Source organism: Mycolicibacterium wolinskyi str. Jessa 2025 (assembly GCF_049241375.1).
Taxonomy (GTDB): domain Bacteria; phylum Actinomycetota; class Actinomycetes; order Mycobacteriales; family Mycobacteriaceae; genus Mycobacterium; species Mycobacterium wolinskyi.
In genome coordinates, this window is the sequence record NZ_CP185960.1 from 1,260,602 (window position 1) to 1,283,351 (window position 22,750).

Genomic DNA, 22,750 nt, shown 5'->3' on the forward strand with positions numbered 1-22,750 from the left:
GTACAGGTGAATCGGTTGAAAAGATTGGCGGCCTGCGTAGCAGCCGCGGGATTGCTGGCGACGGCCGGTTGCGCGGGCGCGGGCACGCTCGGCGCGACCGACCAGACGGTGACCATCGCAATGGTCTCGAACTCGCAGATGACGGACGCACGCGAGCTGTCCGCGAAGTTCGAAGAGGCCAACCCGGACATCAAACTGCGATTCATCACGCTGTCCGAGAATCAGGCCCGTGCCAAGATCACCGCATCGACGGCCATGGGTGGCGGTGAGTTCGACGTCGTGATGATCAGCAACTACGAAACGCCGCAGTGGGCGCAAAACGGTTGGCTGGTCAACCTTTCCGACTACGCTCGCCAGACACCCGGTTACGACGAGGACGACTTCATCCCGTCGTTGAAGGACTCGTTGTCGTACGAGGGCAACATGTACTCGGTCCCGTTCTACGGTGAGTCCTCGTTCCTGATGTACCGCAAGGACCTGTTCGAGCAGGCCGGTATCGAGATGCCCCGCAACCCGACCTGGCAGCAGGTCGCCGACGCGGCCGCCAAGCTCGACAGCCCGGACATGGTAGGGATCTGCCTGCGCGGCAAGCCCGGTTGGGGCGAGGTGCTGGCCCCGCTCGACACCGTGATCAACACCTTCGGCGGCCGCTGGTACGACGAGCAATGGAACGCGCAGTTGACCAGTCCCGAGGTCGTGAAGGCCGTCGAGTTCTACACCAACCTGGTGCGCGAGCACGGCGAGCCGAACGCCCCGGCAGCTGGGTTCGGCGAATGCGCAACACAATTCGCGCAGGGCCTGGCAGCGATGTGGTACGACGCGACGTCTGCGGTGTCGGTGCTTGAGGATCCGCAAGAGTCGAACGTCGTGGGCAAGGTCGGCTATGCGATGGCACCCACGGTCGAGAAGCCAAACTCCGGCTGGCTATATACGTGGTCGCTGGGCATCCCGGTCAGCAGCGACAAGAAAGACGCCGCATGGAAGTTCATCTCGTGGATGACCGACAAGAACTACATCAAGTTGGTCGGCGAGGAACTGGGCTGGGCGAGGGTGCCACCGGGTAGCAGGCTCTCGACCTACGAGATTCCCGAATACAAGGACGTGTCACAGGCTTTCGGTCAGGTGACGCTGGACTCGATCAACGGCGCCGACCCGCTGAAGCCGACCGTTGAACCCGTGCCGTACACCGGCGTGCAGTTCCTCGCAATCCCCGAGTTCCAGGACTTGGGCACCCGGGTGAGCCAGCAGATCAACGCCGCGATCGCCGGGCAGAAGTCGGTCAGAGAAGCGCTCGAACAGTCCCAGCAATACGCCGAGGTCGTGGGCCGCAGCTATCAGGAGAAGTCATGACAACTCTCGAGCGAGAAACCGAAACCGAAGCCCAGCACGTCGCCCGCATCAAACAGAAGCAGGATCTGGGTGTTTCGCGCGCCGAGGGTTGGCGGCGCCGCGGGCCGCTGCTGCCGGCGCTGATCTTCATGATCGTCGTCACCCAGATCCCGTTCCTGTTCACGCTGTACTACTCGACGCTGTCGTGGAACCTGGTCCGGCCCGGCTCACGCCAGTTCGTCGGACTGCAGAACTACCTGGATGTCGTCGGCGACAGCGTCTTCTGGCAGGTCGCCCTCAACACGGTGTGGATCATCGTGGCAACGGTGCTGATCTCGGTGGTGCTCGGCCTGCTCCTGGCGCTCCTGCTCGACCGCGCGTTCCTGGGTCGCGGCGTGGTGCGCACACTGCTCATCACCCCGTTCCTCGTGACACCCGTTGCGGGAGCACTGATGTGGAAGACGGCGATGCTGGACCCGGTGTTCGGCATCGTCAACTGGGTGCTGCCCGGCCCCGACATCGACTGGGTGAGCAGGTTCCCGGTGTCGTCGGTGATCCTCGCGCTGGTGTGGCAGTGGACCCCATTCATGATGCTGCTGATCCTCGCCGGCCTCCAGTCGATGCCGCGAGACATCCTGGAGGCCGGCCGAGTCGACGGTGCGGGGGCGTTTCAGCTCTTCCGCGAGTTGACGCTCCCGCACCTGCGGCGGTTCATCGAACTGGGGGCGGTGTTGGGTGCCATCTATCTGGTCAACACGTTCGACCAGATCTACATGATCACCCAGGGCGGTCCCGGTACGGCGAGCGCCAACCTGCCGTTCTACATCTACCAGCGCGCATTCCTGGGCTTCGACATCGGCCAGGCCGCGGCGATGGGTGTGATCGTCGTGATCTTCACGATGGTCATCGCGAGCTTCGCCCTGCGGTTGATCTTCAAATCGTTCACCGGCAAGGAGGAGGCGGCCTGATGACCACGACCGAGGTGCAAAAGCCAGTCGAAACGCCTGTCCGGAAGGCCAAGGTCAAGCGCCGCAAGTTCGATCCGTGGGGTGCGGTGGCCTGGATCGTGGGGCTGGGGTTCGTCTTTCCGGTGTTCTGGATGGTGCTGACGGCCTTCAAGCAGGAGGTCGACGCCTACACCGCCACCCCGAAGCTGTTCTTCGTGCCGACCCTCGACCAGTTCAAGGCGGTGTTCGAGCAGGGCGTCGGTACGGCGTTGCTGAATTCGCTTTTCGCAACGACGGTTTCGACCATTCTGGTGCTGGCCCTTGGTATCCCGGCCGCGTTCGCGTTGTCGCTGCGGCCGGTCCGCAAGACCCAGGACGCGTTGTTCTTCTTCATGAGCACCAAGATGCTGCCGATCGTGGCCGCGATCATCCCGCTGTATGTGATCGTGTCGAATATCGGCCTGCTGGACAATATTTGGGGGCTGGTCATCCTGTACACGGCGATGAACCTTCCCATCGCGGTGTGGATGATGCGGTCGTTCTTCCTCGAGGTTCCCGGCGAGCTGCTGGAGGCGGCGAGTCTCGACGGCGCCAGCACTTGGCGATCGGTTCGTGAGGTGATCCTGCCGCTGGTGTCGCCGGGTATCGCGGCGACCGCGCTGATCTGTGTGATCTTCGCCTGGAACGAGTTCTTCTTCGCGGTCAGCCTGACTGCGGTCCAGGCGCAGACCATGCCGGTGTACATGGTCGGCTTCATCGCCGGTCAAGGCCTGTACTGGGCCAAGCTGTGCGCGGCGGCGACGATGGCCGCGCTTCCGGTGGTTCTGGCGGGCTGGATCGCGCAGAACAAGCTGGTTCGTGGACTGTCGTTCGGCGCCATCAAGTAAGGGGAAATTCTCATGGCTGCAATCACTTATCGCAACGCTTCATGCATCTACGAGGGCTCGGACAAGCTGGCCGTCGACTCGCTCAACCTCGACATCGCCGACGGCGAATTCGTGGTGCTGGTCGGTCCTTCCGGATCCGGCAAGAGCACCGCGCTGCGCATGCTGGCCGGTCTGGAGGACATCGACGAGGGCAACATCGAGATCGGCGGCCGCGACATGGGCGGCGTGCCCTCCAAGGACCGCGACATCGCGATGGTGTTCCAGAACTACGCGCTCTATCCCAACAAGACCGTCGCCGAGAACATGGGTTTCGCGCTCAAGTTGCGCGGTGTGCCCGCCGCCGAGCGGCGCCGCAAAGTCGAAGAGGCGGCCAAGCTGCTCGACCTGGAGCCGTTCCTGGATCGCAAGCCCGCCAAGCTGTCCGGCGGGCAACGGCAGCGCGTCGCGATGGGCCGCGCGATCGTGCGCGAACCTCAGGTGTTCTGCATGGACGAGCCGCTGTCCAACCTCGACGCCAAGCTGCGCGTACAGACCCGCACACAGATCGCCGCGTTGCAGCGCCGGCTCGGCACGACCACGGTCTACGTCACCCATGACCAGGTCGAGGCCATGACGATGGGGGACCGGGTCGCGGTGCTGCGCAACGGCAAGCTGCAGCAGTTCGCCTCGCCCACCGACCTGTACAACAAGCCGGCCAACGCGTTCGTGGCCGGGTTCATCGGTTCTCCCGCCATGAATCTGGTGACCGGGCCGATCGTCGCCGACGGTGTGCGCATCGGTGACGACGCGACGCTTCGCCTGGAACGCGACCAGCTCACGCTTCTGCACGAGGCTGGTCTGGAAACCGTCACCGTCGGCGTGCGGCCCGAACATCTCTCGGTATCCGACAGCGGCGGCATCGACGTCGTCATCGACCTGATCGAGGATCTGGGCAGCGAGATCTACCTTTACACCCACGCCGGACCCGACGTACAGATCGTCGCGCGTGCCCTGTCCCGCGGCCCGATCAAGCTGGCCGACAGCATCGAACTCCGCAAGACACCGGAAGGCGTGGTCCACATGTTCCATCCGGAGTCGGGTGAGCGTCTGTAATCGGTCACCGAGACTGCGCACAGATCGCGATTTTTCGTCAAACGGCGATCTCAGCGCAGGGTCGGTGAAAGTGGGTACTTTGAGTTCATGGAGCGCTACGAACGGGTTCGCCTGACGAACCCTGACAAGGTGCTCTATCCCGCCACGGGCACCACAAAGGCGGAGGTGTTCGACTATTACCTGGCCATCGCCGATGTGATGGTTCCGCACATCGCCGGGCGGCCGGTGACCCGCAAGCGCTGGCCTAACGGCGTCGCTGAGGCCTCGTTCTTCGAGAAGCAACTCGCGTCGTCGGCGCCGGACTGGCTTGAGCGCGGCACCATCGTGCACAAGTCCGGGACGACGACCTATCCCATCATCAACACGCGTGAAGGTCTGGCGTGGATCGGGCAGCAGGCCTCACTGGAAGTGCATGTGCCGCAGTGGCGCTTCACCGACGGCGAGCAGGGGCCGGCCACCCGCATCGTGTTCGACCTCGATCCGGGTGAGGGTGTGACCATGCGGCAGCTGTGTGAGGTCGCGCAGTCCGTGCGGGAACTGATGGGCGACATCGGGTTGAGCACCTATCCGCTCACGAGCGGCAGCAAGGGCCTGCACCTGTATGTGCCACTGGCCGAACCGATCAGCTCGCGCGGCGCCTCCGTGCTCGCGAAGCGGGTGGCCCAGCAACTCGAGCAGGCCATGCCGAAGCTCGTCACCGCGACCATGACCAAGAGCCTGCGGGCCGGCAAGGTGTTCCTGGACTGGAGCCAGAACAACGCCGCAAAGACCACGATCGCGCCGTATTCCCTACGCGGACGCGACAATCCGACCGTTGCCGCGCCTCGCACGTGGGATGAGATCTCCGATCCCGACCTTCGGCATCTGCGGTTCGACGAAGTACTGCAACGGGTTTCCGATGACGGGGACCTGTTGGCCGAGCTCGACGAAGACGCACCGGTGGCCGACAAACTCACGACCTACCGCAGCATGCGCGACGCGTCGAAGACGCCCGAACCGGTTCCCAAAGAGATTCCCAAGACCGGCAACAACGACAAGTTCGTCATCCAGGAGCATCACGCCCGCCGGTTGCATTACGACCTGCGTCTGGAGCGTGACGGCGTGCTGGTCAGTTTCGCGGTGCCCAAGAACCTTCCCGATTCCACATCGGTGAATCACCTTGCGGTGCATACCGAAGATCACCCGATGGAGTATCTGACCTTTCATGGCACCATTCCGAAGGGAGAGTACGGCGCCGGGAGCATGACCGTCTGGGACACCGGAACATATGAGGCGGAGAAGTTCCGGGTCACCGACGATCCCGACGACACCCACGGCGAGATCATCATGACCCTGCACGGCAGCCGCATCGACGGCCGCTATGCGCTGATCCAGACCGAGGGCAAGAACTGGCTCGCGCACCGGATGAAGGACCAGAAGAACCCTCAGCCTCAGGACTTCGCGCCGATGCTGGCGACAGAGGGTTCGGTCGCCAAACTCAAGGCGACGCAATGGGCATTCGAGGGCAAGTGGGACGGCTACCGACTGCTCGTCGACGCCAACCGGGGCCGGCTTCAGCTGCGCTCTCGCCGCGGCCGCGACGTCACGGGTGAGTATCCGCAACTGAAGGCGCTGGCCGCCGACCTCGCCGACCATCACGTGATCCTCGACGGCGAAGCTGTCGCGCTCAATGAATCCGGGGTGCCGAGTTTCGGCGAGATGCAGAACCGCGCCCGCTCCACGCGCGTCGAGTTCTGGGCGTTCGACATCCTGTGGCTCGACGGGCGATCGTTGTTGCGCGCCAAGTACTCCGATCGCCGCAAGATCCTCGAGGCGCTTGCCGCCGGGGGTGGCTTGATCGTGCCCGACCTGCTGCCCGGGGACGACGGGCCCGCGGCGATGGAGCACGTGCGCAAGAAGGGGTTCGAAGGCGTCGTCGCCAAGAAACGCGACTCGACGTATCAACCGGGCCGGCGTTCGGCGTCCTGGATCAAGGACAAGATCTGGAACACCCAGGAAGTGGTGATCGGCGGCTGGCGGCAGGGTGAGGGTGGCCGGTCCAGCGGCATCGGAGCACTCATGCTCGGTGTGCCCGGGCCGGACGGCCTGCAGTTCGCCGGCCGCGTCGGCACGGGCTTCACCGAGAAGGAACTGACCAAGCTCAAGAAGATGCTCGCACCCCTGCACGCCGACGAGTCGCCGTTCGACCAACCACTGCCGAAGCTCGACGCCCGCGGCGTCACGTTCGTGCGACCCGAGTTGGTGGGGGAGGTCCGCTACAGCGAACGCACGTCGGACAATCGGTTGCGCCAACCGAGCTGGCGCGGGCTGCGGCCCGACAAGACTCCGGACGAGATCGTGTGGGAATCATAGGAACAGATGCACCATCGTGGGGACGACTGAGGAAGGCCGGCGCGGTCCGCGCCTGTCGAGATCTTTCAGCGTTCTTGAGCAAGCGATTCAAACGCATCAGCCGTCGCGCGATCGGCGGGAAAGAGCAACTCGATGGCCAATTCGGAAATCGTGACCTCGAACGGCATGTCGAATATGCCGAACATGCCGAAGAACGACCACTCGCCGCCGTCGGGTGCCCGGACTCTGACCGGACCGAGATTTTGAGCGAAGTCGGATTCGCTTGCCGCGCTGCGCTCTTCGCGGGGTAGGTAGTTGGCGAACTCCTCCAGAAGGTGCGCGAGCTGTTTGTCGGCGGTAGTGGCGAGCTGGCGCTCGATGCGATCACCGAAGTAGGTCATGACCTCGTGGGCGTTGATGATCTGCGGCATCAATGCCAGGCCAATGCGGAGAACGTTGACAGGCGGGTTGAGCAGGGCGGCATCGATGGTCGCGACGAGGGGTCGTATGGCGGTGTTTGCGGCGACCAGATTCCAGTGACGATCGAAGACGACCGCCGGATACGGCTCGTGGCTCTTCAGAATCCGCTGAAGCGCTTCCCGGACGGGAGCGAGTTCGGGTGCGCCGAATGGATGCTCGGGGAATGCTGGGGCATGCCCGGCGGCGAGCAGTAGCCGGTTGCGTTCGCGGAACGGGATTTCGAGCCGCTCTCCCAGGCGCAGCAACATCTCTCGGCCGGGCCTGGAGCGGCCGGTCTCGACGAAACTCAGATGTCGTGCTGATACGCCCGCGTCGAGCGCAAGCTCTAGCTGGGTCAGCCGACGCCGTTGCCGCCACTCCCGCAGCAGCGGCCCGACCTGAGGAGCAGGGCTAGTGGTCGCCATTCGCACCGACTGTAGCCGCACCGGGTTCGTTGCTCCATTACCTCTAGGTAATCGACAGCACGACCTCCGATCGTGACCATCACTGACACGACCTTAGGAGGATGACATGATTACATTGCCTCGACGGCTGGTCTGCGGCGCAGCGGGCGCCTTGATGGTCGTCGCAATGCTGCTGCCGTGGGCCCATGTTCAGGACGCCGATCGGATCGCGTGGGATTTGTGGAGGCTCACTTTTCCGCTCTGCGTGGCTCTTGCCGTGTGTGCGTTGACCACCGCGATCACCGGCGGACAGATCGGCCTCAACAGGCCGGATGTTTCAATCATCGGCGCGACTGATGGTCTTGGTGTGATTACCGCAGTGACGCTGGCCTGGCTGCTGTTGTACGACTTCCCTGCGCACGCGAGCCGCCAGCCGGCCCTGATCCTGGCGTTGGTATCGGCAGCCGCTGCAGCCTTTGCAGCGGCTGACTACCGCCCGCTGCGAGGAGCGCCGCTTTTTCCGCGAATGGTCGATGAGCGCGGCAGTAATCACCGTTCCAAAAGTCTTTCTGGATCTCGTTGACGACGGCATATGACGGCTGGGAATTCCGCACCCTTCGCGTATACATCTCCGCCAGTTGCGCAGTGTAGGCGATCGTCAGCCTGCGGTGACCATGCCGAGCAGCGCGTCGGTCAACTCGTCAGCAGTCGTTTGCCATTTGTCGGTATGTAGCAGGCCGCTTGCTTCGATGCCTGCGGCGCCGTGCACGCCCGTCAACAGGATGCCGGAGTAGCGCGCGGCGTCCTGTTCGCCGACGACTGCAGCGACGATGGCCAGGAATTCCTCGCACATCGCTTGCGCGGCCCGGACGACTGCCGACGGGTCGCTGTCCGGTGCGGTGAACATCAGTCGATAGAGGTGTGGCTGCTCGCGGCTGATCGCGATGACCGCGTGAAGCGCCGCGCGCAACGTCTCGGCGGGCAATGCTCTGCTGTCGGTGCGCAGCGTCCGCATGTGGTCGCCCAGGCGCTCCCAACCCTCGGCGGCAACGGCCGTCAGCAGGCTCTCTTTGTCTGCGAAGTGCCGGTACGGCGCGCCGCGGCTCACCCCGGCGCGGGCGCCCACCTCCCGCAACGTGACCGCGTCGGGACCGCCGCCGTCGAGCAACGCGCCGGCCTGCTGCAGCAGCGCGCGGCGGGTGGCCGCCGCCGATTCGACTCGATTCACTCGCCCAGCGTACCGGTTGAGTTGACAATGTCATCTGAAGAAGGTCAGATGACATTGTCATCTGAATTTGATCGAGAGGGACGCACGAATATGGCCGAGCAGCACTCGACCGCGCGGATTGCACTGCGCGCATTGGTCGACGAATACGCATTGGCGTCGGACACGGCCGACCTCGAACGGTTCGGTTCGCTGTTCACGGTCGACGGCGAATTCGTCACGTCGGCCCCCGGGTCGACCGAGCCCGTGACCCTACGCGGCCGGGAACAGGTGAAGTTCGGCCCGAGCGGAAATCAGATGTTCGAGCAGACCTTCCACGCGGTCCACAACCACATCGTCGATGTCGACGGTGATCGCGCAAAGGGCATAACCTATTGCACCGCAAGGCATCTGCTGCGCAACGCCGACGGCAGTCTCGAAGTCATCCTGGCTCCGATTCGCTACATCGACGACTATGCACTCACCGCGGACGGCTGGAAGTTCGCGCGCCGTGAACTCGAATGGACCTGGCTGGAGCGCAGGCCCGCCCAGCCACCCGAGCCCTGGTGGTGACCGATCACGGTCGTAAGCCGCGCCCGACGACGTCTGCGGCCAAGGCGAGCAGTTCGGCGAGGGCTTCGTCGCCCTGATGCAGGCCGTCGGTGCGCCAGGCGAGGCTGATGACCCCGTTCCAGCTCGCCCAGAGCACGGTTGCAGCCTTGCGGGCGTCGAGCGGACGGATTGTGCCGTCGTGGATTCCGCGCTCGATCGCATCGACCATGCGCGCGTTCTGCTCGTCGACCCGACGCGCGAGCCGTTCGGCGGTCTCCGCTGCCGCCGCATAGGGGCCGGGTGGCGGCGGGAAGGCGAGCATGCGGAAGAACTCGGGCTGATCGAGGTAGAACCGGAAATACTGCTCCGCGGCCGCCTCGAGCTGTTCGATCGGTGAGCGTTCGGGCGTGTATGCCTTGTCCATGTACTCGCGGTCGACGTCGAGCGCCCGCTCGATGACTGCCGCATACAGAGCGGACTTGGAGCCGAAGTTGTTGTAGATCGACCCGACTGCGACGCCGGCCCGCGCGGCGATCTCGTCGACGGTCACCTCTTCGAACGGCAGGACGGCGAAGACCGCCTCGGCGGCCGAGAGCAGTGCATCAACGGTCCGCTGCTTGCGGGGATCGGTGGAGTTCGAGGCGGCCATGGCAATCCCGACCATCGTAAGGCGGGCGTCCGCGTTCTTGTAATCGTTGCAACAAGTCGGTGGTCGCGGTAGTGTCGAGCATGGATCTTGCAACCGTTGCAATAGTTGCGCCGGATAGGTAAAAGGAGCGCTGACGATGTCGTCCCCCTCTTCCGAGTCCGAGCAGGTCGCACCGGTACCCGGGGCCGCTGACCTGGTCGAGCGGTTCGCGCAGGCCTGGGCCCAGATGGACCCTGACGCCTTCACACCGCTGTTCCGGCCCGATGTCCACCTGATTCACCCGATCGAACGTGACACACACGGGGTGCAGCAGGCGCGAGACTTCATGGCGCGGACCATGTTGTTGATTCCGGACCTGCGCTACGACGTTCAGGGCTGGGCGAGCGGATCGGACCACGTCATCATCTGGGGTCGGTTGTACGGCACGATCGGCGGCGGGCCGATCGAATGGCCTCTGGTTGACCGAATCAAGTTGGAAGACGGGCTGATCCGTGAGCGCGTCGCATACTTCGATCCGCTCGTGATTCTCGGCACCGTGGCTCGGCGGCCCAGCGCGTGGTGGCCGTTCGTCCGCGGTCAACTCCGTCGGCTGTCTGGCGGCTACACCCACCCGGCCGGTCGCCAGGACGAGCGTTCCTGAAGCGCTCGCATGTCGCGATTCACTATGCCCGGGTAACGCTTGCCGGGATACCACGGTTGCCGAGTGACCTCGTCGAAACCTGGTATGCCCTGCACATGTTCGAGCATCCTGGCGCGCATGGCAGCGTCCGGCATCGGGCCGCGCGCGGCCGCCATGTTGTCGACGACGTGGTCGGGCACCGACGTCGCCGGCAGCGCCACCGCGACGGCGGGGTGCGAGATCACCCACTTGAGGAAATACTGCGACCAACTCCGAATGCCAAGGTCGGCAACGAAATCCGGAAGTGGGCGATCTCCGACCAACTGATGTAGCCGCCCCTTCTCGAGCGGCATGTTGACCATGACAGTCACGCCGCGGTCCATCGCGACGGGAAATACCTGCTGCTCGGCACTCCGCTCGGCGATCGAATAACGGGTTTGCACGAAATCGACGTCGCCGGTCCGCACCCAGTTGGCCAGTTGCCCGAAATAGGCTGGGTCGTGGTGTGTCACACCGATCCGGCTGATCCGGCCTTCTGCCTTCCAGGCATGCAGGATCGGCACGACCGTCTCGACGTTGACGAGGGAATGGCATTGCATCACGTCGATCGGTTTGGTGCGCGACAGGCGTTGCATCGAGGTATTCAGGCTTTCGAGCGCATGCGATTCGTCCCAGAGATGTGCGCCCGTCGACCAGATCTTGTTGGTGAGAAAGATGTCGTTCTGGATCCCCGTGGGTACCGCGTAGCGCGCGATGTTCTCTTCCGACGTGCCGTACAGCGGTGACACATCGACGACCCGGCCGCCGGCTTCCCAGAACCGGCGCAAGACCTCGACCCGCTGCGCGCGAGCGTCTTCCGGCAACGCGTCGAAGGTTTGGAACGTCCCCAGCCCCACCGCGGGCAGTGAAATGTCGGATCCGGGGATGTTCGTTCGGATTTGCGTGCCGCTCGTCGGTGCCGGCAGCTGATCCGAGCCGCCGTCGGACACCGCTGCCAGCACCCCACCGCCCACGACGGTCGCTGCCGCCCCGAGCCCACCAATTTGCAGTACCTGCCGTCGTGTTGGCTGCCACATGCTTTCAGGATCGGCGTAAACCCGCCCGAACACACGGACCGATTGAGTACGCGGCAGTACCTTTGAGGTATGTCGATCGAACTGCGCACCATGCGCTACGTGATCGCCATCGCCGAGGCCGGCGGCTTTCAGCGTGCGGCCGAACAACTGCACATGGCGCAGCCGCCGCTGAGCCGTCAAATCCGGGAACTCGAACGCGAACTCGGCGTCGCGCTGTTCCATCGCAGGCCTACGCGTCTGACGGCCGAGGGACATGTCTTCGTCAAGCACGCTCGCGCCGTGCTGGCCGAGGTCGAGCGGACGGTGGCCGAGACCCGAGCGGCCGGCGGCGCGGCAGCGGGTGTGGTGCGAGTGGGTTGCGGGCCGATGTCAGGTTCCACTGACGTCCCGGCGTTGGTGCACGCGGTCGCGGCCAGGCACCCGGGAGTTGTCATCGAGGTGAGCGAATTATGGGACACCGCACTGTGTTCCGCGCTTGTCAGCGGCGACGTCGACATCGCGATCGGATGGCACCTGTCGGTCGGCGGCGAGCTGGCGCGCTGCGTTCTGCGGCGCGACCCGTACGTCGTCGTGGTCGCCGACGACCACCCACTCGCCGGCCGAACGGCCGTGAAGTTGCACGAACTCGCCGGCGATACGTTCCGGTTCCTGCCCCGACGGTTCGCGGCGGCGTACTACGACGCGGTGTTGCACGCGGTGCGCAGCACGGGCGTCGAATTCACACTCTGGGAGAACCCGCTGCCCGGGCTACGTCACTTCGGCGATCTCCATGCCGGCGGGTTCAACGTGCTACCCACCTCGATCAGCCGGTCTCTGCCTGCCGGTCTGACGTGCCTGACGATCCTCGACGATCTGCCTCCGGCGGAACTCGCGATGGTGTGGAGGCCGGGCGCGGGCAAGGCGGTCGAAGCGGTTGCGGCAACAGCGAGATCGCTGTGACGGTCAGGGAATCAGATCGCGAGACGCGTCGAGCGCTTCCCGCATCCCTCGGGTAGCCAGCTCGTCGGCCAATTCGTTGTCGCCGACCCCCGAGTGTCCTTTCACCCAGAACCACTCGACCTGGTGGCGCGCGCAGGCGGCCTGCAGCCGCTGCCAGAGGTCGACGTTCTTCACGGGTAGCTTCGCGGCGGTCAGCCAGCCGTTGCGTTCCCAGCCGAGCACCCATTTGGTGATGCCGTTGCGTACGTAGGTGCTGTCGGTGTAGAGATGCACGACCACGGGCCTCGTGAGCGCCTCGAGCGCCATGATGGGCGCCGTCAGCTCCATACGATTGTTGCTCGTGACTCCGGGGTCGCCGCCGCACATTTCACGCACGTGCTCGCGATGACGCAGCACGGCGCCCCAGCCGCCGGGGCCGGGATTCGGCCGGCATCCGCCGTCGGTGTGGATGACCACGACGTCGTTGTTCATGAGCTGTCCCTGGCCTGGCGCAGCACACGAACCGCCTTCGGGCCGACGCCGTGCAGGGCGAGAAGCTCATCGAGGTCCGCGGGCAGATCTGCGAGAGTTCGGTAACCGGCGTCGACGAGGGCGCCGGTTGCGGGACGGCCGATCTGGATGCCGTCGAACAGCGGGCCGCGGTCCGCGGGATCGGTCATGCGCAGAGAATAGGCAACCGCATCGAACGGCAGGCGTCCCGACACACGTCAGCGCTCGGGTATCGCCGAGATCATCGCGGTCCGGACCGACATGCCGAGATCGCGATGCCGCAGCGTCGTGATCCGCCGACCGGGCTGCACCGCGTCCTTGACCGGCCCGGTGTGCTCGCCGAAGAACGACGCTGTCGCGTCGATGTCCGCGACGACGTATGTGATGCCCCAGAGTGTCGACGGACCCTCGCTCGCGATCTCCGGCGAGCCGACGACCTCGACGATCACCTCCCCGAACCGAAAGAAGATCTGGCGTATTGGCCGCCCGCCGAGTTCGGCGTCGCGTTCGCGGCGGGGGGCCATGCCGATGGCGGCCAGCGATGCGACCGTGCGGTCGAGGTCGGGGGACATCAGAACGACGTGGTCGATCGAGGTGGCGCCGTTGGCGTGGGTGGCAGGCCGGACTGGGTCGGCGGTCGAGTGCGTGGTCGGGATGCCGTCGACATCGTCCGAGCCTGCGGATTTTGGCACGCCCCGCAACGACCACCCGACTATCCCGCTGCCCCGTTCGCGTCCGACCAGTCGGATTCGCACGCCACCAACCCGGCAGACCGGGTCGGCATCGACCGTGAAACCTGCCCGTGTCCAAGCGTCCGGTGAATCTGCGACTTCGAACTCGGCCACGGTGACGGTCATGGACTTCGCACCTTATCTTCACGGGAGTTGATGCGGCTCAGAGTACTTCGTGATGATTGACGTCCATGTGAAGCGACGGCCGCCTCGGCTCATCTAGAGGATCGCGCTCAGCCCCAGGATGATTGGCAGTGAGATCACCGACGCGAGAGTCATTGCACCACTGTGGGTTTTGAACGTGCCCCTGGTCGAGAATCCCAATAGCGACTGGAACATCCAAAAGAAATTGCTGCTCACGTGCGGCAGGAACAGTGCCCCCGAACCGGCGGCGAGGGCCACCAGGACCACGGGAACGCCTAGGGTTCCTGCGATTGGCGCAAGGATGCCCGCCGCCGTGATCCCCGCGACTGAGATCGATCCGAGCGCGATGTGAAGGATCGCGGCCACCAGCCAGACGAGCAGCAAGGGCGGCAAGAAGTCGGATCGAAATGCAGTGCCGAGTACGTCGGCCAGTCCTGAGCCCTCGATGACGAATCCGAGGGATCCGCTGATGCCGCTCAGCACCAGGATGGGGCCACACGAGGTCAGGGCCGAACTGATGGCGATCGAGATTTCTGCACGTTGCCTGACACGGCTCGCGAGGATGAATGCCAAACCGGCACCGACGAAAATTGCGACGACGGGATCGGTGATGAACGTGATGAAATCGGCGTCCCAACCGACGACCTGGGCGAGCGCACCACCGGCGATCAGTGCCAGCGTGAGCAGAACCGGGGTGATGGAGACGAACAGGTTCAATTCGCGGACTGCTGGCTTGGAGGTGGTTGCCGTAACGGTGCCGCCGCCGGTTCCAGCGGGCCGTGCATCGTTCGCCGCATGGTTCGGATCATGTTCGGCTGTGTCGTTCGTATCAAAGCTGTCGTCAACGTCGATCTCGTCGAGCTTGGTATCCCAGCCCATCACGGGAAGCAGCAGCTTGAAGGCGAACATCGTCAGTAGCGCAGTCGGGAGACCGACAGCGAGACCGAGGAGGAACATCTGACCGAGTGGGACATCGAGAATGCCGGCGATAGCCACGGCCGCGACCCCGGGCGCAACGAAGACCAGACCCACTTCGATTCCCGCAGTGAGTGCGCCGCCCATCAAAGCCAGGCCGCGGTCTCCCATCCGAGGCCCGAGCCGGCGGGCAAGAGGCGCCGAGAGAACGAGCAGCACGTCTGAATAGATCGACGAGAACAATGAACTGAGCGCCGCGGCGAATACATACGGAACGCTGCGTTCACCGAACAAACGCAGCATCGCCTCGACCAAGCGTTGCATCGTGTTCGTCACGGTCAGTAGTGCGCCGAGGATGACCCCGAACGTGACCAGAACACCGATGTCGCCCATGACGTCGGCGAAGCCGTCGGTGACCGCCTCTGGGGTGCCTTCGAATCCCAGCTTTGTCGTCACGCCGAGGTACAGGGTGCCCAGAAGCAGGGCGAATACGGGCGGAAACTTCAGCCACGTGATGCTGGCAACGATCCCGACGATGGCGACCGCGGCATTGAGGAACAACAGAACCTGATCCGACATGAAAAAAGGTGACCGCAGTCACTACCGCTTTGTCCAAGACGTGTTCTGAGTGAATTAGATAGTCTGCGTCTATCGGTTGACCCCACGTGCAGCTCGGAGGCTCTATGGACATCCGACACCTGCGCTACTTCCTGGCCGTGGTGGACCACGGCACCGTCCATCGAGCCGCCGAACATCTCTACGTGGCCCAACCCTCGGTGTCACACACGTTGCGCCGCCTCGAGGAGGAGCTCGGCACGGAACTGTTCATGCGGCGTGGCCGCGGTTTGGTGCTGAGTTCGGCCGGCCAGGCATTGGTGGATCCGGCGCGGGAACTTCTGCGGCTGATGGACGTGGCACGTGCCACTGTCGAGTCGATCGATGGGCTGCGCGGCGGGCGCCTCACCATTGCGTCGATGCCGTCACAGGCGGTGAGTCCGTTGACCGGGATGATCAAGGCATTCGCCGATCGGTATCCGGATGTCGAAGTAGCGGTCGTGGCCAGTGACAGACCGGAGGACGTCCGCGAGGCTTTGCGGACCGGGGCCGCGGAACTGGGCGTCTTGGCGACGCCGCGCGGATTTGACCAATTCGGCGATCTTCATGTGCTGCCGATCGAAACTCAACGATTCGTACTGGTTGCGCGCCCCGACGTCGAGCTGCCGGACGGTGAACCGATCGACATCTCGGTCCTGAGCGATTTCCGCCTGATCGTCGGCCAACCTGGTACCGGCATGCGCCGGGTGGCTGACGAGATCATCGCGGCAACCAACTGTCGGCTGGCGGTGGAAATCGAGCATCGAGAAGCGCTTCTGCCACTGGTCCTCGGTGGTGTCGGCGTCGCCGTTGTGGCCGAATCCTGGCAATCCCTGGCCCACGCTGTGGGATTGACCGTGCGCACGCTGCCGACAACAGAGGTGTTGCATGTGGGGCTGGCCTGGGAGCACCAACGCCTCAGTCCGGCAGCCGCCGCCTTTATAGAGACATCGCGGGATAACTGATAGTTATCGTCTATCGGATTGGTCGAATTTGAGTCTTGGACGTGCCCCTCACCGCGCCGTTAGATCGATCGCATGGCAGGAACCAAAACGCATCGAATCGCCGTCATCCCTGGCGACGGTATCGGCACCGAAGTCGTCCCTGAGGGTTTACGGGTCCTGAACGCCGTGGCATCGGAATTCGGCGTGAGTTTCGATTTCGAGCATTTCGATCACTCAAGTGCCGATTACTACATCAAGCACGGGAAGATGTTGCCAGACAACTGGTTTGACGAACTTCGCGGGTTCGACGCCATCTTCTTCGGGGCGGTCGGCTGGCCCGAGGTGGTACCAGATCACGTATCACTGTGGGGCAGCCTGCTGCAATTCCGCCGTGCCTTCGACCAATACGTGAACCTGCGGCCGGTCCGCCTCATGCCCGGCGTGCCCAGCCCGCTCGCCGGACGCCGCCCGGGTAAGGTCGACTTCTACGTCGTGCGGGAGAACACCGAGGGTGAGTACTCCAGCGTCGGAGGCAAGATCTTCGAAGGGACCGATCGCGAGATCGTGATGCAGGAGACCGTCATGACGCGGATCGGCGTCGATCGGATCCTGAAGTTTGCCTTCGATCTTGCGCAGCGGCGGCCGAACAAACACCTGACCTCGGCTACGAAGAGCAACGGCATCTCGATCTCGATGCCGTATTGGGACGAGCGAGTGCAGGCGATGGCCGCTAACTATCCCGACGTCGCGGTGGACAAGTACCACATCGACATATTGACGGCGAACTTCGTGATGCACCCGGACTGGTTCGATGTCGTCGTCGCGTCGAACCTGTTCGGTGACATCCTTTCTGACCTCGGCCCGGCGTGCACAGGAACCATCGGCATCGCGCCCAGTGGCAACATCAATCCGGAGCGTGCCTTCCCGAGTTTGTTCGAGCCGGTGCACGGCTCGGCTCCCGACATTGCGGGCCGGGGTATCGCCAACCCGGTCGGTCAGATCTGGTGTGCGTCAATGATGCTCGAGCATCTCGGCGAACCGGATGCCGCGGCAGCGGTGCTCGCGGCGGTCGAGACTGTCCTGGCACGCGGCGGTGAGAGCCTGACGCCCGACATGGGCGGTTCCGCTACGACCGAGACTCTGGGCAAGGCCATCGCCGATGCAGTGACGACGTAAAAGTCTCTCTCACTTGCGCGGCGGACGTAGCGCTTTCATCGCCAACCGCATGACCGGTGCGGGCACATTGTCTTTGGCCGACAGCGCGGCGTTGGCCGCGCGGGTACGCAACGGCGTGCCTCGACCGAACCACCGGTTCAGCGGTCCGCCGGACGGCTCCAGATCGACGTGCAGCGGCGGCTTTCCGTCGGCGGCGCCGAGGGCGTGCGCGATGACGATGCGCTGGATTTCGCTGGTTCCCTCGAAGATGGTGTACAGCTTGGCATCCCGATACCACTTCTCGACCGGATGGTCGGTGACATAGCCCCAGCCGCCCATCGTCTGGATCGCCCGCTCAGTGGTCCGGACCGCCACCTCACTGGCCGCGAGCTTCGACATCGATCCCTCGCCCCGGTCGAACGGAACGCCGGTCGCTGCCATCCACGACGCGCGCCAGGTCAGCAACCGCGCGGCGTCGAGTTGCGTGGCCAGGTCGGCGAGCGGAAACGCGATGCCCTGGTTGTCGATGATCGGCCCGCCGAACGCCACCCGACGGTTGGCGTATTCGGTGGCGTATTCTATTGCTGCCCTGGCGATTCCAAGGGCTTGCGCAGCCACCATAGGCCGGGTCTGCTCGAAGGTGCCCAGCGTCGCCGAACCGGAATGCCTCGCGCCCTCGATCACTTCGCGGGCCCGGGCGAGCTTGCGCTCGAGCTTTTCGTGCCCGCCGAGAAGGTGGTCGGCGGGAACCCGGACGTCGGTGAATTTCAGCTCGGCGGTGTGCGATGCGCGGCAGCCCAGCTTGTCTAGTTTGCGGACCATCTCCAGCCCAGGTGTGCCCCCTTCCACGATGAACAGTGCCTGCCCTTTGTGTCCGAGCTGTTCATCGACCACCGCGTTGACCACGTGCACATTCGCGATGCCGCCGTTGCCGATCCACATCTTGTGGCCGTTGATGATCCAGTCCGCGTCGGGTCCCGAGCCGTCGCGAACGGCCCTGGTGCGCAGGTTGCGCACATCGCTGCCGCCTTCAGGTTCGGAGATCGCCAGCGCGGCGAGCTTGAGGTCGCCCGGCGTCCCGAAGCATTCCGGCGCCCACTGCAGCATCTGCTCCGGTGATGCGGCCTGCCCGATCGCCGAGAGCGCGAGCGCCGGCATGACGACGGCCAAGCCGATGCCGGCGCAGCCCCAGAACAGTTCCTCCATGAACATCGGCAGGGACAGTCCGGTCGGGTCCCCGATCAGGTCGCGGTAGAACAGCGGACTGTAGAAGCCCTGGGCAGCCGCTTCTTCGAGAACCGGCCACGGAAACTCCTGGCGTCGGTCATAGTCCGATGCGACGGGGCGGATGACCTGTTCGGCGAACTCGTGTGTGCGCCGCGCCAGGTCGTGCTGGGCCGCGGTGGGGGTGATATCAAATGCCATCGACCGGTCGGGTACCCACTATGGCCCGCCCTGAACTCCCGACTGAAGCTCAGGCCGCAGGCGGGCCGGCGTCCGAGATCCGTCTCCTCGCTTCACCGAGCGATATCCGCAGCCGCCTCGCCAGTACCGCGGCAGGGTCGAACTGCGGCGGCGACGCGGTCGCGGTGGCGACCATGCGGCCGAGCAGCCGTTGCTGAACGGTCGCCAACCGTTTCTCACCGGCGTGCAGGCGGCTCAAGACCTCCTGGAGCTCGGACCGTGTCAAGGCGTGCACCGACAAGGCGTCGATCTCTTTGCACGCGGTGGCCAGATGTTCGAGAGCATCACCGAGGACGTCCCGTTCGGATACCAATATCGAACTCATGTTCGGAACGCTACGCCGACCCACCGACAACATTTGTGATGTCTCAGGACATCGGTGACAGTTCTGCATCAGGACATCGGTGACAGTTGATGTGTCAGGACATCGGTGACGTTTCATCACTCTTCGGGCGTTGGCCGCGGGGGCGTCCGTTGCCGACGTATTTCACTCCGGCTTGGGGTCGGGTGTGCTCGATGAGGACTTCGCCGTCCAGGTCGGCCACGATGATGCTCTCGGCGTTGGTGACGACCAGGACTTGTTGGCAGGCCAGTCGTCCGTCGACCTTGTAGGTGACGCCGGCGAGTCTGACCGTGCCGGCGGTACTCAGCGTCATGATGTGGGTCCCGGCGGGCAGGTCCTGTGGCTGCGGTGCTGGCCGCTTGGGCTTCGGGGCGAGTGGGACGAACCAGGGCAGATCGTGTTTGGGGCGTGGGGCCGGTACCTTCGCCGTGGACTCCCAAGCCGTGCGGGGTGTCACGCGCCCGGGCAGCCCCTGATGGGGGCGTTCGGTGTTGTAGATGTCGTCGAACGCATCGACTTGGGCTTGCAGTTCGGCCAGCGTGTTAGCCAGCGGTTGCTTGTCCAGGTAGCGGAACAAGGTCTGGTGGAAGCGTTCGTTCTTGCCCTGGGTGGTCGGCTTGTAGGGCTTGCCGGTGATCGCCTCGACACCCAGCCTCGAGACGTGTTCGACAAGCTTGCCCAGGTATCCGCGCCGTGAAGGGTTGAGCGCGATTCCGTTGTCCGACAACAGCCTTTGCGGCACACCATGGGCGGCGACAGCTTTGTCGAACACCGCGATCGCAGCCTCGGCCGTTTCGCTGCAGGCCACATGGGAGGCGACGGCGTAGCGGGAGTGGTCATCGATGAGTTGGAAGATCACACACTGGCGTCCACCGGTGAGCACGTACCCGGTGGCGTCGAGCTGCCAGCAAGCGTTCGGGGCTGGATAGACGAACCGCCGCCACGCCGAGCGGGGCTTCTTCTTCGGCTCGGCCTTGGCCACACCTTCCCGGCGGAAAATCCGGGCCAGCGATGCGACCGAGGGCACTGGACCCAGGCCGAGCGCACCCATCTTGTCATGGACGCTGATCGGCCCGTGGTCAAGGCCGGAAGCTTCCAGGGCGGCCCGCACCGCCACGGCTTGTTGTTTGACCTCATCGGTCAGCGCCGACGGGCTCGACTTCGGCCGTCGGGTTCTGGGCTCGAGTACGGCGGCCGGCCCGTCGGTCTTGACGCGTTTGCGTAACTCGTAGAACGACTTTCGAGAGATGCCGTGTTCGGCGCAGAACGTCGATACCGCGCCGCGGGGTGCATCATCGGGCCACTGCGAGATCGCGAGGCGGACACGAGGATCGATAGGTTCATTGACAGCCACCGCCCGAGCCTCAAGGCAGAAGTGTCACCACCAAGACGACCCGAACTGTCACCGATGTCCTGATGCAGAACTGTCACCGATGTCCTGAGACATAACACCCACCGACAACATTCAGTGCCGCGGAAGCGGGCACTCCGAAGGTGGCGCCGCGGCGCGCTCCGGTCCATCGGCCACGGCGCGGTCGGGCAGCCAGATGACGAATGTGCTGCCTTCGCCGAGCCGGCTGAACAGCGTTATCCGGCCCTCATGGCTTTCGACGATCTGGCGTGCGATGGCCAGGCCGAGCCCCGAACCCCGGCGAGACCCGTTGTCGCCGTTGGACGCGCGCTTGAACCGATCGAACACGTGTGGCTGTTCGTCGTCGGCGATGCCGGGACCGTCGTCCTGCACGGCTATCCATGCCCAACCTCGGGTGCTTCCCCCGGCAACTGTCACGGTCGAATCGGTCGGTGCGAGCCGAATCGCATTGGACAGCAGATTCGCCACTGCCCGGCCGAGCGACTCGGGGTCGGCATACACCACAGGTCCGGGGGAGCTGCGGGCGACGACGGCCAGCGGCCGCTCGGCGGCCAGCAGGCTGTGCTCGTCGACGACATCGCCGATGAATCCGTGTAGGTCCACGTTGCGATCGGCGAAGCTACCGGAGCGTCGTCGCGCCGTCGCGAGCAGATCCTCCAACAGCCGCGACATCCGTGCGGTCGCACGGGAGATCACCACGAGCGCATGTTCGCGCTCGGCCGCGGTGGCATCGGGGTTGGCCAGCACGGCCTCGACATTGGCCTGCACGACCGCGACCGGGTTCCGCAGTTCATGTGACACGTCCTCGACCAGTGCACGTTCAGCGCGGAACGCCGAGTCGAGGCGGTCGAGCATGCCGTCCAATGTGTCGGCGAGTGCCCGGAGTTCGTCGTGCGGACCCGTGGCGCCGATGCGCTGCGACAGGTCGGTGGCGCGCAGGCGGTTGGCGGTCGCGGTGATCTGCCCGATGGGCCGTAGCAGTCGGCCGGCGACGATCCAACCCACGAGCAGGCAGATGACGAATATCGCCGCCAGCGCGATCAGCGAGTAATTGCGCAGCAGGTCCAACGTCGACTGGTTGACGGCCTGCTGCACGCTGCGCAGATCGGCGGCCTGAAAGTTCTCCCCGGGCCGGTAGACCATGGTGCCGTCGGGCTTGCGTTCGAACCGCTTGACCGTCACCGCGTCGAGCGGTGCGGCGTCGATCGTGCGGGACAGCGCGAAGTAGACGCCGAGCAGGATCAGCGCCGACAACGCGAACAGCCACGCCGATGTGGTGATCGCCATGCGGGCCCGGATGGTGCGGGCCCACGCCGGCAGCTTCACGGACTGCTCGCAGGCGAAACCGGTTGTGCGGCAGGCTCCTTCAACCGGTATCCGCGACCGACGAGCGTCTGCAGCACCTGCTCCTCGGCGTCGACGGTGAGCTTGCGGCGCAGGGTGCCGACGGTTACCCGGACAGTCTGGGTGAACGGGTCGGCATTCTCGTCCCACACGTGTTCGAGGATCTGTTCGGCGGACACGACGTGGCCTGGCCTGGTCATGAGGAAGCGCAAAACGGCGAATTCCTTGAGGGTGAGATCGACCTCGCGCGGCCCACGGCGCACCGCCTGGCGTGCGACGTCGAGCACGATGTCACCCACGCGTAATTCCGTGGACTCACCCCGTACCTCGCGGCGCAGCACCGCGCGCAACCGTGCGGTGAGTTCGGCAAGGGCGAACGGTTTGACGATGTAGTCGTCGGCGCCGGCGTCGAGGCCACGCACCCGGTCGGGAAGGGTGCCATGCGCGGTCAACATCACGATGCGCAGATCACGCCCAGACCGGCAGTCCAGATCGCCGCTGCGCACGCGGCCCGCGAGCCGCATCCCGTTGCCGTCGGGCAGAGTCACGTCGACGAGCGCGACGTCGTATTCGTTGATCCCCAGACGCTCTTCGGCCTCGGCGTGCGACAGCGCGGCGTCCACTGCGTAGCCCTCGCGTTGCAAACCCACTCGTAGCGCGCTGACCAGGCCTTCTTCGTCCTCGACGATCAACACCCGCATGGTTGCCGAGGATAGCCATGTAGTGGGGTCGGTGCCTACAGCGCTTTCGGTCGGCTTTCGTTTCGC

General features: G+C 64.7%; 24 protein-coding genes. 11 read left to right on the forward strand and 13 right to left on the reverse strand.

From position 1 onward, the window contains the following. The first annotated feature begins 6 nt into the window (after positions 1-6). The 5 genes from ACOI2T_RS06395 to ACOI2T_RS06415 all read left to right on the forward strand — a co-directional run bounded on the left by ACOI2T_RS06395 (position 7) and on the right by ACOI2T_RS06415 (position 6,607). A complete protein-coding gene (locus ACOI2T_RS06395) occupies positions 7-1,350 on the forward strand; it encodes an ABC transporter substrate-binding protein (RefSeq protein WP_409506199.1) in 1,344 nt (447 codons plus the stop codon). Then, a complete protein-coding gene (locus ACOI2T_RS06400) occupies positions 1,347-2,297 on the forward strand; it encodes a carbohydrate ABC transporter permease (protein WP_067843920.1) in 951 nt (316 codons plus the stop codon). Before ACOI2T_RS06395 ends, ACOI2T_RS06400 begins: the two co-directional genes overlap by 4 nt. Then, the gene (locus ACOI2T_RS06405; protein WP_067843926.1) at positions 2,297-3,163 is read left to right on the forward strand and encodes a carbohydrate ABC transporter permease; all 867 of its coding nucleotides are present in this window, start codon (positions 2,297-2,299) and stop codon (positions 3,161-3,163) included. Before ACOI2T_RS06400 ends, ACOI2T_RS06405 begins: the two co-directional genes overlap by 1 nt. A 12-nt stretch (positions 3,164-3,175) precedes the next feature. Next, positions 3,176-4,255, forward strand: a complete 1,080-nt coding sequence (locus tag ACOI2T_RS06410; protein ID WP_409506200.1) for an ABC transporter ATP-binding protein — start codon at positions 3,176-3,178, stop codon at positions 4,253-4,255. A gap of 87 nt (positions 4,256-4,342) precedes the next feature. Continuing rightward, positions 4,343-6,607 (forward strand): ATP-dependent DNA ligase, encoded by a 2,265-nt coding sequence (locus ACOI2T_RS06415; RefSeq protein ID WP_409506201.1) that lies wholly within the window; start codon positions 4,343-4,345, stop codon positions 6,605-6,607. 65 nt (positions 6,608-6,672) lie between these two features. On the opposite strand, the gene ACOI2T_RS06420 is transcribed toward ACOI2T_RS06415, so the two are convergent. Further along, positions 6,673-7,470, reverse strand: coding sequence for a helix-turn-helix domain-containing protein (locus ACOI2T_RS06420; RefSeq protein WP_409506202.1), 798 nt, complete (start codon positions 7,468-7,470; stop codon positions 6,673-6,675). A gap of 106 nt (positions 7,471-7,576) precedes the next feature. On the opposite strand from ACOI2T_RS06420, the gene ACOI2T_RS06425 reads away from it, so the two are divergent. Then, on the forward strand, positions 7,577-8,032 hold the full coding sequence (locus ACOI2T_RS06425) for a hypothetical protein (RefSeq protein ID WP_409506203.1): 456 nt from the start codon (positions 7,577-7,579) through the stop codon (positions 8,030-8,032). A 75-nt stretch (positions 8,033-8,107) separates the two neighbouring features. On the opposite strand, the gene ACOI2T_RS06430 is transcribed toward ACOI2T_RS06425, so the two are convergent. Then, on the reverse strand, positions 8,108-8,677 hold the full coding sequence (locus ACOI2T_RS06430) for a TetR/AcrR family transcriptional regulator (protein WP_409506204.1): 570 nt from the start codon (positions 8,675-8,677) through the stop codon (positions 8,108-8,110). A 90-nt stretch (positions 8,678-8,767) separates the two neighbouring features. Here ACOI2T_RS06430 and ACOI2T_RS06435 point away from each other — a divergent pair, with 90 nt between their 5' ends. After that, positions 8,768-9,226, forward strand: a complete 459-nt coding sequence (locus ACOI2T_RS06435; protein WP_067843951.1) for a nuclear transport factor 2 family protein — start codon at positions 8,768-8,770, stop codon at positions 9,224-9,226. 4 nt (positions 9,227-9,230) lie between these two features. On the opposite strand, the gene ACOI2T_RS06440 is transcribed toward ACOI2T_RS06435, so the two are convergent. Continuing rightward, positions 9,231-9,854, reverse strand: a complete 624-nt coding sequence (locus ACOI2T_RS06440) for a TetR/AcrR family transcriptional regulator (RefSeq protein WP_409506205.1) — start codon at positions 9,852-9,854, stop codon at positions 9,231-9,233. 136 nt (positions 9,855-9,990) lie between these two features. On the opposite strand from ACOI2T_RS06440, the gene ACOI2T_RS06445 reads away from it, so the two are divergent. Continuing rightward, positions 9,991-10,494, forward strand: a complete 504-nt coding sequence (locus ACOI2T_RS06445) for a nuclear transport factor 2 family protein (RefSeq protein WP_409506206.1) — start codon at positions 9,991-9,993, stop codon at positions 10,492-10,494. Here the strand turns inward: ACOI2T_RS06445 and ACOI2T_RS06450 are convergent. Then, on the reverse strand, positions 10,455-11,549 hold the full coding sequence (locus ACOI2T_RS06450; protein WP_409506207.1) for an aldo/keto reductase: 1,095 nt from the start codon (positions 11,547-11,549) through the stop codon (positions 10,455-10,457). The genes ACOI2T_RS06445 and ACOI2T_RS06450 overlap by 40 nt on opposite strands. A 69-nt stretch (positions 11,550-11,618) precedes the next feature. On the opposite strand from ACOI2T_RS06450, the gene ACOI2T_RS06455 reads away from it, so the two are divergent. Then, on the forward strand, positions 11,619-12,488 hold the full coding sequence (locus tag ACOI2T_RS06455; RefSeq protein WP_409506208.1) for a LysR family transcriptional regulator: 870 nt from the start codon (positions 11,619-11,621) through the stop codon (positions 12,486-12,488). A gap of 3 nt (positions 12,489-12,491) precedes the next feature. On the opposite strand, the gene rnhA is transcribed toward ACOI2T_RS06455, so the two are convergent. The 4 genes from rnhA to ACOI2T_RS06475 form a co-directional block, all read right to left on the reverse strand. Beyond that, positions 12,492-12,959, reverse strand: a complete 468-nt coding sequence (gene rnhA, locus ACOI2T_RS06460) for a ribonuclease HI (protein WP_409506209.1) — start codon at positions 12,957-12,959, stop codon at positions 12,492-12,494. Next, positions 12,956-13,147 (reverse strand): helix-hairpin-helix domain-containing protein, encoded by a 192-nt coding sequence (locus ACOI2T_RS06465; protein ID WP_409506210.1) that lies wholly within the window; start codon positions 13,145-13,147, stop codon positions 12,956-12,958. Before ACOI2T_RS06465 ends, rnhA begins: the two co-directional genes overlap by 4 nt. Before the next feature lie 48 nt (positions 13,148-13,195). Next, positions 13,196-13,834 carry a VOC family protein gene (locus ACOI2T_RS06470; RefSeq protein ID WP_409506211.1) on the reverse strand — a complete coding sequence of 213 codons (639 nt, stop codon included), beginning with the start codon at positions 13,832-13,834 and terminating at the stop codon, positions 13,196-13,198. A gap of 93 nt (positions 13,835-13,927) precedes the next feature. Then, positions 13,928-15,346, reverse strand: a complete 1,419-nt coding sequence (locus ACOI2T_RS06475) for a GntP family permease (RefSeq protein ID WP_409506212.1) — start codon at positions 15,344-15,346, stop codon at positions 13,928-13,930. A gap of 104 nt (positions 15,347-15,450) precedes the next feature. Between ACOI2T_RS06475 and ACOI2T_RS06480 the strand changes: the two genes are divergently transcribed. Further along, on the forward strand, positions 15,451-16,326 hold the full coding sequence (locus tag ACOI2T_RS06480; protein ID WP_409506213.1) for a LysR family transcriptional regulator: 876 nt from the start codon (positions 15,451-15,453) through the stop codon (positions 16,324-16,326). Between the two features lie 72 nt (positions 16,327-16,398). Then, positions 16,399-17,481, forward strand: coding sequence for a tartrate dehydrogenase (locus ACOI2T_RS06485; RefSeq protein ID WP_409506214.1), 1,083 nt, complete (start codon positions 16,399-16,401; stop codon positions 17,479-17,481). A gap of 9 nt (positions 17,482-17,490) precedes the next feature. Here the strand turns inward: ACOI2T_RS06485 and ACOI2T_RS06490 are convergent, their stop codons facing one another. The 5 genes from ACOI2T_RS06490 to ACOI2T_RS06510 all read right to left on the reverse strand — a co-directional run bounded on the left by ACOI2T_RS06490 (position 17,491) and on the right by ACOI2T_RS06510 (position 22,684). After that, the gene (locus ACOI2T_RS06490) at positions 17,491-18,885 is read right to left on the reverse strand and encodes an acyl-CoA dehydrogenase family protein (protein WP_409506215.1); all 1,395 of its coding nucleotides are present in this window, start codon (positions 18,883-18,885) and stop codon (positions 17,491-17,493) included. Positions 18,886-18,934: 49 nt separating this feature from the next. Further along, a complete protein-coding gene (locus tag ACOI2T_RS06495) occupies positions 18,935-19,249 on the reverse strand; it encodes a hypothetical protein (protein WP_084356432.1) in 315 nt (104 codons plus the stop codon). Positions 19,250-19,343: 94 nt separating this feature from the next. Continuing rightward, positions 19,344-20,621, reverse strand: a complete 1,278-nt coding sequence (locus tag ACOI2T_RS06500; protein ID WP_067860046.1) for an IS481 family transposase — start codon at positions 20,619-20,621, stop codon at positions 19,344-19,346. 111 nt (positions 20,622-20,732) lie between these two features. Continuing rightward, positions 20,733-21,965 carry a sensor histidine kinase gene (locus ACOI2T_RS06505; RefSeq protein ID WP_409505068.1) on the reverse strand — a complete coding sequence of 411 codons (1,233 nt, stop codon included), beginning with the start codon at positions 21,963-21,965 and terminating at the stop codon, positions 20,733-20,735. After that, positions 21,962-22,684, reverse strand: coding sequence for a response regulator transcription factor (locus ACOI2T_RS06510; protein WP_409505067.1), 723 nt, complete (start codon positions 22,682-22,684; stop codon positions 21,962-21,964). Before ACOI2T_RS06510 ends, ACOI2T_RS06505 begins: the two co-directional genes overlap by 4 nt. Between the last annotated feature and the right edge of the window lie 66 nt (positions 22,685-22,750).